Below are 11,164 nucleotides of genomic sequence, written 5' to 3'. Positions count from 1 at the left end.
TAAAGATACAGCTTGAATATGATTTATTAAGTGGACAATTCCTTCATATTCATACAGGTCCAGGTAAACAACATGATCGAACCTACGGTTCCCTGTGTGCCCCAACTGTAAAAGCGAATGATTTATGTATCCGAGATTTAGGTTATTTTCATTTGAAAGATCTTCAACATATACAAGATCAAAAGGCTTATTATATCTCACGTATCAAATCGAATACACGTATTTATCAAAAAAATCCAAACCCTGATTATTTTCAAGATGGCAGAATTAAGAAGGGTACAGAGTATATCCAAATAGATATGGAGGTTTTAATGAACTCTCTTCAGCCAGGACAAACGTATGAAATATCCGACGCTTATGTAGGAATGACTGATAAAGTACCAACTCGTGTGATTGTTCATCGACTAACAAAAGAACAACAACAAAAACGATTACACGATCAAACGGTAAGAGAAAAAAAGAAAGGAATGAAATATTCTGCTCGTAGTAAACGGCTAAGTGGTATCAATGTATATATGACAAATACTCCTATAGATATTGTCCCAATGGGACAAGTACATGATTGGTATTCTTTACGTTGGCAAATCGAGATTTTATTTAAAACGTGGAAATCATTCTTTCATATTCATCATTGTAAAAAGATAAAACAAGAACGATTGGAATGCCATTTGTATGGGCAACTGATTGCCATTTTACTTTGTTCTTCTACCATGTTTCAAATGCGGCAATTGCTTCTTATGAAAAAGAAACGAGAACTGAGTGAATATAAGGCCATATATATGATTAAAGATTACTTTCTTCTTCTTTTCCAAGCAATACAGAAAGACACCCAAGAGCTATCAAAGATTCTAATTCGCCTGTTCAACCTCCTACAGCAAAACGGGAGAAAATCTCATCGATATGAGAAGAAAACAGTCTTTGATATATTAGGTGTCGTTTACAATTGTACCATGTCTGATAATCAAGCGGCTTAATTCAAAAAAAATGAAACCCGTTAGGGTTTATTTCGTGTGCAAATCTTTAGGTTCCCTACACATAAATTTTATAAAAAAGAAACAACCTCTACTTTAATTGACGTTGTATGAGCTTAGCTTGATAGCGATGGGGTAGTACCAACAAAACACGAATTTTTACAGCCTAAGAAAAATTTGAGAAAGAAAAAAATTCTGTACGTTAAGGAAGCGCCTATTATAATTTGTTTCTTTAATTGATGGTTTTCGCCATAATGACAGTGCGAGTGATGTGTAAAAGAAGTAATATAAAAAGTGCTAACACTTATACGAAATAGACATAAATTATCGCCGATATGTCGTCTTTGAAAATAGCTTTAATCAGTTAAATCATACTTATAGGAAATGCACATAAAATCATTCTTAATATCTAAATTTAAAAATCTGTATTTCTATGATGCCCCATCTTGGCAAGATAAAGACGTGACAGGTTCTGTAGATGCAGGATTAGGATTTACGATTGATGCAAAGGTAACTGTCAATGGATCGTCACAATACAAGGTACATAACAGCAAAGATGAAACATTTTATATTACAACAAGTACAGGTTATGTAGTTACTAAATAATAAGGAGGCTATTTCTTAGTGGAAAGCCTCCTTCTTCAGAGAATAATATAATTAACCTTCTTTAACTTAATCCTTTAGCTCTGGTGGAGTTCGAGTCCATTTACCAGTACCACCACCTGCTCCAGCAGTACCGATACCACCAGCTTGAAAATGACCGAGTAAATTAGAATGTTTATCATAAAAGTATATAGAAAAGTATACTCCAGCAACACCTAAATAAGCAAAACTGGTTGTATTATTGATTAAAGCTTCTCTATCATTGGTGTAAATGTCACCTTCACCTGCTTGTCCAATTCCATTTATTCCACCAGCATCACCATTAAATTTCGCATAGGGGGAGTCTGCATCCGGTGTCCATACCCAATAATGTGTATAAAATATAGCACCTAGTGCTCGAAACTCAGCATGATACTTTGTATTAGTTTTGGCCTGGGTAATCATACGATCAATTTCTTCAGGTTTTAACGTACCATTTAAGAGTTGTTTTAAGTCTCTAGCAACCCTTTCATCCATTTCGAGTTGGGAAACATTAGGTTTTTCATCCATTATACTACCTCCATAAGTTAAATTAATTGCTGAATACTTCACAGGAATAAGTATTTACTGTTATTTTTTTTATACCATTTTTAGGACATGTTTAATACCTTGGAGTTGGACTGCTCATAGAAAGTGAAATTTTAAAAACCATGAACAGTTTATGCTAATTTATAAACAGTTACTGAATACAGAGGGAGATTAGAAAAGTTAGTAGTTAAATATGAAGTTTTGTGATGGTTTATGTAATAGAAGAAAAATAAAAAAGTGCTAACAAGTTTGCAAACGAACTTGCTAACACCTATACAGAATAGACATAAATTATCGCTGATATGTCGTCTTTGAAAACAGCTTTAATCAGTTAAATCATACTTATGCGAAATGCTCATAAAATCATTCGTGATATGACGGATATAGATGCAAGAGAGTTTAAAGAGTTTGATGATGAATTGGATGTAGATGTTATAAAAAGAGAAAAGAAAGATTCAATAATTCTACTTTAAAAAATAATAGACAAATCCTGCTCATTATATCGGTCAGGATTTGTCATTTTTTCATGTAAATAAGGATATCCTTTGTCATGTATCTTTTCTTTTATGTATTTACTTTATTTACATACAGGATTAAGATGTTTTTTAGAAATACAAAATCTACATCATATGGAAAAGCAATATGAATTGATTCAAAAGAAATTTGAAAGGAATGAGGAATTGTGAAAAAATTAGATGTGCTATTAATGCTATTAAGCGGCCTCTTTCCAGTTGCAGGAATTTTAAAGCAAATCCCACTAGAACAATCTTTATATATTGGAGGCCTATTATTTTTTACTAGTTTCGGTAGTTATTTTGCGAAAAAAATATATTCACGTATATGTAGCTGGATAGCGTATGCGTCATTTATTACACTATTGTTAGTCATTTGGCATCAAGATATTTCAACTAGTTCAATAATAGCGAATGCGAAAATTGCCGCTTGTATCGCTTTAATCCCATGTTTATTCCGTTTTCGTACATATGGACTTACTTTCGGTTTATTCGCATTATGGGCCGCTTTACTATGGGATATTAAAGAAGTACAGTCGTTAGTTATACTTGAACGTATGTCGAGTTTAATGACAAGTCATTACTTATATCTTCTACTGTTAGTTGGAGGACTTATATTAGGTGGATTACTTGCGATGTTAATTCACCGCAGAGAGAAAAATGGTAATAAAGAAAATATAAATCTATTTAAACAAAAAAAGAAAAGAAAAAAATTATCATTTAAGATTCCACTTCCAAGATTACCGAAAATTAAGATGAAATTAATTAAGTTTGGTGGAAAAGCATCAAAACAAAAAACGCCAGAAAAAATACGTGAGCATAATTACGAAGAACCAGCTTCAGCTGCAACATATGAAGTGACAGGCCAAATACATCAATATAAAGAAGGTACTGCTCAAGGACAAACGAGGATGGAGCGTCGTAAAAATAGGTATAATGCATAAGAAATTTTAGTAAACCCTTTAATGATTTATCATTAAAGGGTTTTTTATGTAATTAAATATAGATTGCTAATGTGGAAATAGTAGCATACTCTATAGTTGAGGGCTTAAATAAAATAATGGGAGGACAAAATGCTTATTATTACATATATTTCTGTCTGTATATTATTTTTAGTTAGCTTTTTACATGTTTACTGGGCTTTCGGAGGTAAGTGGGCGACAAATAGTGTCATTCCAACCAAATCTGGAGAAAAGGCGTTTATACCAGGTGCAGGAATGACATTGCTCATTGCGTTATTATTAAGTATGGCAGCAATGATTTTATTACAACAAACAAATGTTGTTCATTTTGCATTTCCTAATATTATTGTTCAAGTGGGATCCTGGGTATGTATGATTGTATTTTTCATAAGAGTAATTGGTGAGTTTCATTATTTTGGTATTTTAAAGCGAAAAAAAGATACCCAATTTGCTAGAATGGATACTGCTTTATATATACCACTTTGTGCATTTTTATCTTTATCATTCTTACTAGCAATTATAACGTGAATATAAAATATTGGCTGTTTTCTTCAAAATAAAATAAACGTGAATTGGCAAATGTAAAAGTGAAAAATCTAGGGGTAAATAAAAAGGATGTAAGCGTCTTCTTATCGAAATATAGATTATTATGAAAGGCGGTGACACTATGAAGTATGTAAAAGTATGTATGAATGGCGGAAGTGAACACAAATTCTCGATGACTCTAGATCGGTTTGAAGAACTTATTACTACAGAGAATGGGCTATTAGAAAATAAATTAGTTAGTATTGAAAATGTAATGATTAATCCTACTAATATATCTTCTGTAGTTGAAAAAATTGGTGTACCGGCTAAGTTTATGGAAGCTTAAAAATTGGTAAATAAAAAACATCCACAGGGATGTTTTTTATTTATAAATATGATAATTTGTACAATGAATATATAAGCAGAATTTTTATCAATACGTATACATTTGATGTGTAATAGATGCACAATAAAATAAGTACAAGCATATATTATATAGTGGGACAAGACCTTCGATTCGAGTCCTACTTAATACTCAGAAAAACCCTCTATCACATGAGAGCATCTAATTGCAGGGTGCTCTTTTTTATCCTGCTCTTTAACTTTTAATTTTAAACGTATCTTTAACGTTAATAAATATTAAAAATAATATAATAGCAAAAATTAAGTTAGATAAATAGAAATCTTGATGAAATAGTAATTCAAGGATGACATCGAAAGCATATAAAAAGGCGATAGTAGGTAATATACAAATTAATATAAATCTCCAATTTTTTAAATAATGTTTATAAGTAGTAAATACTTTCTCCATACATATAGCTCCTATATTTTTTATTTTCTATATAATTATACATTTAAATAAAAGGATTTACAAAAGGATATTTAGTAATTAAGAATTGTAGGGAGAGATTTTATCGAAAAAGTAGATAGCTGTAGTAATCTGAATAATAAATGCTTGTACTTTAAAAAAACTTTTAAAGTACAATACTAAAATGATACACTATAATCTACGTTATGTTTGAAATGAATTGAGGGATATATATGATAGATAAAATCAAAAATGTTGTAGAAGATATGTACGAAGATGAAGCAAAACATTTACTTCAAAGTATTCTAATACAGCTAGATGTATTAGACGGGAATTATAACGAAGATATGATAAAAAATTTAACGAGTATCCCTAAGCAATTGACGAATCATACAACTCTGGAAAAGAATTTAGAAGAAAGTACACACATTCATATCGCTTTTGATGATTCAACAGCTGGTTGTTTAAAATATATGTTGAAACAGGAAGGGTTACTCGAGGAGAGTGTGGTTTCATTTTCTGAATTCTTTTCAATTGGTCCCATATATCAATTACATATGAATAAAGGCCAATTAGCAAGAAAAGAGTGGTTATTAAATAACTTAACTTCTTATGATTGTTATTTTGAAGAAGAGTATTTACCAAGATTTAAGGAAACTTTAGAAGATCTACATTCAATTCCCAATGAAACACCGATTACTATTTGGAAGGCAGATAACGCACATGAACATGTAGGACTTTGTTTCGCAATTACACAATTAAAAGATAAGAAAAATATTCGAATCATGAATACATCTGAAGCGAGCACAGAAATATTAAATAAAACGTATGCTATTCGTGGGACGGGAGAATTATCACCTGAAAGTTTAGCTGCTTTACACAGAAACTTTGTAGATTTACCATATTTAACTACAGAAAGCAGAGTAACTCTTGAAAATGGGTGGAACCATTTATCTGATCAAAGGGAACTTTTAAGAGTTTGGAAAGAAAATGATGTGCATTCTGTACAAGAAGATTATTTTGATCAATTTATCATTGAATGCGCGAAAAGTATAGGTGCTGATCGAGAATTCTTAAAAGCCCCTAGAGTAATTGGTGAAGCACTTGGTCTTGTAGAGCAGTTAGTTGGCGATACGTTTTTAGAATATCGCTTAAAGGAATTAATTAAACAAGAAGTATTTGAATTTGTAGGTTCGTTAAATGAAATGCGTTTTTATAGTGTGAAGTTGAGAAAATAATATATCTATTCTTTTTATGAAAAAGCTCGTATTTTTAAAATACGAGCTTTATTTTTTATTGAATTTAGGCTATACATAAGCTTCCTATAGAGGGCATATCACATATGAATGTTAAAGGTAATGAATGAAAAGAAGGTGGTTTGTTAATATGTATAACCAACAAAATTATCCATATGATCAAGGGATGTATTATAATCCACAAAACTACGGGTATGAATCTACAAATGAAGTGAGAGATGTGGAACAAGAAGATTATAGACCAGATGATGCGGAAGATGCTCCAACGTCACCACCACCGTCCCAAGCGCCATCGTTACCATCTACATTTGCGTCTCCAGCACAAGCAGGCAATATGAAATCCTGGATGTGCAACTGTCTAGGAAAATGGGGCTATTTACGTTTACATCGTCCTGGGCCTTTTGGAAGAGATTTATGGTTCTTTCCGACTGAAGTGAGAAGAAACGGAGTATCAGGTTACACTTGGCAAGGTGGTCGTCGTCGTAAAGTAAGTTATCGCTATCAACAAATTAGTAATTTTATGTGCTTCGCATAAAGAGAAGTGGGAGAGTAAAACGATTTTACTCTCTCACTTTTTTATTTTTCAATATACGAAGTAAGATTTTGATTAAAAATTTACAATTTTCACGTTTTTATTAGAGTATAATGCATATGTTGGTTGGTTTTCAAAAACAAATGAGAGTGAGGGAATACAATGTCAATGAAAAACAAAGTTGGGTTAAGCATAGAGGATGGCATTAATTTAGCTTCAGCTCAGTTTAAAGAAGATGCGTATGAAATTTATAAAGAATCGCGAAAAAAACAACCTATATTATTTGTAAACCAAGTTGAAATCGGTAAAGAATGGCTCATTACTAGATATGAAGATGCTCTGCCACTTTTAAAAGATAATCGTTTAAAAAAAGATTGGACAAATGTGTTTTCTCAAGATATAAAGAACATGTATCTTTCCGTTGATAATAGTGACCACTTAACAACACATATGCTAAATTCAGATCCACCTAACCACAGTCGTTTACGATCTTTAGTTCAAAAAGCTTTTACACCGAAGATGATTGCACAATTAGACGGAAGAATTCAGAGAATAGCAGATGATTTGATAAGTGATATAGAGCGAAAAGGTACATTAAATCTTGTGGATGATTATTCATTTCCATTACCAATTATTGTAATAAGCGAGATGCTCGGTATTCCAAAAGAAGATCAAGCGAAATTTAGAATTTGGTCTCATGCTGTTATTGCATCACCAGAAATACCTGAAGAAATAAAAGAGACCGAAAAACAACTATCTGAATTTATTACATATCTTCAATATTTAGTTGATATTAAAAGAAAAGAGCCAAAAGAAGACTTGGTGAGTGCTTTAATACTTGCAGAGAGTGAAGGGCATAAACTTAGCGCTCGGGAACTATATTCAATGATAATGCTATTAATTGTCGCAGGACATGAGACGACAGTGAATTTAATTACAAATACGGTATTAGCACTTCTTGAAAATCCAAATCAATTACAGTTATTAAAAGATAATCCAAAACTAATTGATTCGGCTATTGAGGAAGGATTGCGTTATTATTCTCCAGTTGAGGTTACAACTGCAAGATGGGCAGCAGAACCTTTTCAAATTCACCATCAAACAATACAAAAAGGAGATATGGTTATTATCGCATTGGCTTCAGCGAACCGTGATGAAACAGTATTTGAAAATCCAGAAAAATTTGATATTACACGGGAGAACAACCGTCACATTGCCTTTGGTCATGGTAGTCATTTCTGCTTAGGAGCTCCACTTGCGAGGTTAGAAGCAAAGATTGCTATTACTACTTTGTTTAATCGAATGCCTGAACTAAAAATAAAAGGGAATCGTGAAGAAATTAAATGGCAAGGTAATTATTTAATGCGTTCTTTAGAGGAATTGCCTTTAACTTTCTAGAATAGTTAAAAGGAGACATGCATACATCGAAAATGATTTACATAGAGTATGTATGTGTTATTTAAATTCGAAACGGAAGGGTGAAGACATCCCAATGATCAACTAATTCTATTTGTAAGAGATCTTCGTTAAAAAACGAAATATTCTTCTGAATAGGGTTAGTCTGTACATTTATAGAAAAGGGATGTAGTTCGCTCTGCGAATATATAGTCTTTTTATATGATTTGTGCTGCCTCCTGTTCAGAACATGAAATAGGAGGCTTTTTTATGTCGACAAATGTAGTAACGAAACAAAACAATGGGGTATCACAAGTATTAAAAAATCGGTTTGTTCAAGGGATTTTAGCATCAGCATTATTTTTACAAATAGGAATATGGGTTCGAAACTTTGCGGTATTACTATATGTAATGGAAATGACAAAAGGTGATGCTTTTGCTATTTCAATGATTTCAGTTGCTGAATTCGCTCCAATTTTTATTTTTTCATTTATTGGCGGTACTTTTGCTGATAGGTGGAAGCCAAAGAAGACAATGATATGGTGTGAAACGTTAAGTTCCATTTCAGTATTCGCTGTATTAATTACGCTTATGTTTGGAACGTGGAAAATTGTGTTTTTTGTGACACTCATCTCTGCAATCCTTTCACAGTTTTCACAACCATCTGGAATGAAGTTGTTTAAACAACATTTATCAACGGAACAAATTCAATTAGCGATGTCTATATATCAAACGATATTTGCAATATTTATGGTATTAGGACCAATCCTAGGGACATTTATCTTTCATAGTTTTGGAATTTATATTTCAATCATCATAACAGGTATCTCGTTTTTACTTGCGGCAGTTGTATTGTTATTTCTTCCGAAAGATCTTGAAAACGACGTAGAAAAGAAAGATATCACTCTGTTACAGGAGATGAAGGATGGTATTAAGTATGTCAAAAAGAAAAAAGCATTAACTTTGCTAGGGCTTTGTTTTATGGCTGCAGGACTAGGTATAGGATTAATTCAGCCATTAGGTATATTTATTGTGACTGAGCAGTTAGGGTTATCAAAAGAGAGTTTACAGTGGCTATTAACAGTAAATGGTGCAGGAATGATTGTTGGCGGAGCATTAGCGATGGTATTTGCGAAAAACGTTGCTCCGCAAAAGATGTTAATTATCGGTATGCTTGGTCAAGCAATTGGTATTGGCATTATAGGATATTCCACAAATTTATGGGTGACACTTACAGCGCAGCTTTTTAGTGGTTTAGCTCTTCCTTGTATCCAAATTGGTATTAATACACTTATTATTCAAAATAGCGATACTGATTTTATAGGTCGTGTAAATGGTATTTTAAGTCCGCTTTTTACCGGTTCAATGGTAGTAACGATGAGTATAGCTGGTTCATTAAAAGAGATGTTTTCGTTAAGTATGATGTATGAAGGGACGGCTTTACTTTTTATAATTGGATTATTGTTTATTTTACCTATATACAATTTAAAGCCAGTAATAGCGGTAGAAAGTGAAATAAGTGGTAAAGGAAGTGCCGTACAAAATGAATCCTAATCCAAATGTTAAATACCCTATTGAAGGAAATCAAAACGTTCAATTTATAAAAAATACAATAACAAAACCTAATATACTTGTTGGTGACTATTCTTATTTTGATGCAAAAGATGGAGAAACATTTGAAGATCGAATATTACATCATTATGAATTTCTGGGGGGTTGTCTTACAATTGGGAATTTTTGCAGTATTGCATCTGGAGTTAACTTTATTATGAACGGAGCTAATCATCGAATGGATGGATTTTCAGCATATCCATTTAATATATTTGGAAATGGGTGGGAGAAGTATACACCTAGTTTGTCTGATTTACCTTATAAAGGTGATACAGTTATAGGAAATGACGTTTGGATTGGTATGGATACAACAATTATGCCCGGAATAAAAATAGGGGATGGTGCAATCATTGCAGCTAAATCTGTTGTGACTAGAGACGTCGCACCATATACAATTGTTGGTGGAAACCCTGCAAATAAAATAAAAGAGAGATTTTCAAATGAAATAATAGAAGAATTATTGCAAATTCAATGGTGGCATTTTGACATTGAAAGAATAACTGAAAATATAGGTGCTATTGTACCAGGGGATATAGAGCCATTAAGAAAACTAAAAAGGGAATGAAAAATGCATGACAAAGAGTATCATACCTCCGAATTTTGTTAATGATAATAGAACAAGGAGGTGTGATACTATGGCACAAGACGTTTTATGTGAAGTAAACAATTGTAAATTTTGGGCTAACGGCAATAAATGTAGCGCTGACGCAATTTATGTAGTAAGTCATAAAGGGAAACAAGCATCGACTACAGAAGAAACAGATTGCAAAACTTTCGATCCGGAAATATAAATTTTTGAAGGGTAGCCAAATCGTGGTTACCCTTTTATTAATTATATTATTGATAATAAATCTCATTTTCATTCATTGTTTTTAACTTTTCTTTTTATTTTTTCATATTTTCTTCATAAGTGATGTAATCCAGAGCAATTCATGTTCAATACGTGATTTACTAAATTCAATGACTTCTGTAATAAAAGATGAGCTAGCATCTAGAGATTGAATAGCAGTAAGTTGTTTATGTAGTATGTCTTGGCGTATTGTTAAAATTTCTTTTCTAGCTTCATAATCCAGTTTTTCAAATAGCGCGATACGAACAAGAAATTCTACATTGTTTGTCGCGAGTTTTTCGGGAAACTCGCGTAACATTTCAGAAAAGATTTCTTCTCCTGTTTCAGTTATGTCGTACATATTTCGGTTTGGCTTACCGACTTGTGTATGTACTTTTTTCGTTATAGCCCCCATGTTCTCAAAACGTCGAAGAGAAGGATAAAGCATATTATGATTTAATTCAAAATTCTCTCCTAGCCGATTTTGGATATTTTTCTTTATTTCATACCCATATTTTGGTCCTGACGTCAATTCTGCCAGTAATAAAATATCAACATACATAAAAATCCCCCTTATTTATTTCTCAAGTTCT

The 11,164-nt window shown here is 32.3% G+C and carries 13 protein-coding genes and 1 pseudogene; 11 read left to right on the top strand and 3 right to left on the bottom strand.

Annotated elements, in window-relative coordinates; genetic code table 11:
- Positions 1 to 974 (top strand): IS4 family transposase (locus CO726_RS14685; RefSeq protein ID WP_099684749.1); only part of this gene is annotated, 974 nt, incomplete at its 5' end.
- Positions 975 to 1,373: 399 nt separating this feature from the next.
- Positions 1,374 to 1,577, top strand: a pseudogene (locus CO726_RS14680) (N-acetylmuramoyl-L-alanine amidase); the annotation flags it as partial.
- Between the two features lie 66 nt (positions 1,578 to 1,643).
- On the opposite strand, the gene CO726_RS14675 reads toward CO726_RS14680, so the two are convergent.
- Entirely contained in the window at positions 1,644 to 2,123 is a 480-nt protein-coding gene (locus tag CO726_RS14675; RefSeq protein WP_099684747.1) for a VapA/VapB family virulence-associated protein, read from the bottom strand.
- Between the two features lie 700 nt (positions 2,124 to 2,823).
- On the opposite strand from CO726_RS14675, the gene CO726_RS14670 reads away from it, so the two are divergent.
- The 3 genes from CO726_RS14670 (at position 2,824) to CO726_RS14660 (ending at position 4,486) form a co-directional block, all read left to right on the top strand.
- On the top strand, positions 2,824 to 3,597 hold the full coding sequence (locus CO726_RS14670) for a DUF3959 family protein (protein WP_099684746.1): 774 nt from the start codon (positions 2,824 to 2,826) through the stop codon (positions 3,595 to 3,597).
- 129 nt (positions 3,598 to 3,726) lie between these two features.
- A complete protein-coding gene (locus CO726_RS14665; RefSeq protein WP_099684745.1) occupies positions 3,727 to 4,143 on the top strand; it encodes a DUF3995 domain-containing protein in 417 nt (138 codons plus the stop codon).
- Positions 4,144 to 4,282: 139 nt separating this feature from the next.
- On the top strand, positions 4,283 to 4,486 hold the full coding sequence (locus CO726_RS14660; RefSeq protein WP_000878362.1) for a hypothetical protein: 204 nt from the start codon (positions 4,283 to 4,285) through the stop codon (positions 4,484 to 4,486).
- A 252-nt stretch (positions 4,487 to 4,738) separates the two neighbouring features.
- Here CO726_RS14660 and CO726_RS14655 read toward each other — a convergent pair whose 3' ends face one another.
- Positions 4,739 to 4,951: a hypothetical protein gene (locus CO726_RS14655; protein ID WP_098761790.1), complete on the bottom strand. Its 213-nt coding sequence runs from the start codon at positions 4,949 to 4,951 to the stop codon at positions 4,739 to 4,741.
- Between the two features lie 230 nt (positions 4,952 to 5,181).
- Between CO726_RS14655 and CO726_RS14650 the strand changes: the two genes are divergently transcribed.
- The 6 genes from CO726_RS14650 to CO726_RS14620 all read left to right on the top strand — a co-directional run bounded on the left by CO726_RS14650 (position 5,182) and on the right by CO726_RS14620 (position 10,533).
- Positions 5,182 to 6,186 carry a DUF1835 domain-containing protein gene (locus CO726_RS14650; RefSeq protein ID WP_098761789.1) on the top strand — a complete coding sequence of 335 codons (1,005 nt, stop codon included), beginning with the start codon at positions 5,182 to 5,184 and terminating at the stop codon, positions 6,184 to 6,186.
- Between the two features lie 148 nt (positions 6,187 to 6,334).
- Positions 6,335 to 6,739 (top strand): hypothetical protein, encoded by a 405-nt coding sequence (locus CO726_RS14645; RefSeq protein ID WP_099684744.1) that lies wholly within the window; start codon positions 6,335 to 6,337, stop codon positions 6,737 to 6,739.
- 159 nt (positions 6,740 to 6,898) lie between these two features.
- Entirely contained in the window at positions 6,899 to 8,134 is a 1,236-nt protein-coding gene (locus tag CO726_RS14640) for a cytochrome P450 family protein (protein ID WP_099684743.1), read from the top strand.
- Between the two features lie 267 nt (positions 8,135 to 8,401).
- Positions 8,402 to 9,685, top strand: coding sequence for an MFS transporter (locus tag CO726_RS14630; RefSeq protein WP_000106396.1), 1,284 nt, complete (start codon positions 8,402 to 8,404; stop codon positions 9,683 to 9,685).
- On the top strand, positions 9,675 to 10,307 hold the full coding sequence (locus CO726_RS14625) for a Vat family streptogramin A O-acetyltransferase (protein WP_099684742.1): 633 nt from the start codon (positions 9,675 to 9,677) through the stop codon (positions 10,305 to 10,307). The genes CO726_RS14630 and CO726_RS14625 overlap by 11 nt, the downstream gene beginning before the upstream one ends.
- A gap of 70 nt (positions 10,308 to 10,377) precedes the next feature.
- Entirely contained in the window at positions 10,378 to 10,533 is a 156-nt protein-coding gene (locus tag CO726_RS14620; protein WP_073515157.1) for a DUF1540 domain-containing protein, read from the top strand.
- 102 nt (positions 10,534 to 10,635) lie between these two features.
- On the opposite strand, the gene CO726_RS14615 is transcribed toward CO726_RS14620, so the two are convergent.
- Positions 10,636 to 11,133: a PadR family transcriptional regulator gene (locus CO726_RS14615; RefSeq protein ID WP_099684741.1), complete on the bottom strand. Its 498-nt coding sequence runs from the start codon at positions 11,131 to 11,133 to the stop codon at positions 10,636 to 10,638.
- Positions 11,134 to 11,164 lie beyond the last annotated feature (31 nt).

This window comes from Bacillus fungorum (assembly GCF_002746455.1).
Lineage (GTDB): Bacteria > Bacillota > Bacilli > Bacillales > Bacillaceae_G > Bacillus_A > Bacillus_A fungorum.
Note: the sequence above shows the minus strand (reverse complement) of the source record. Positions and strands in the feature narration are given on the sequence as shown.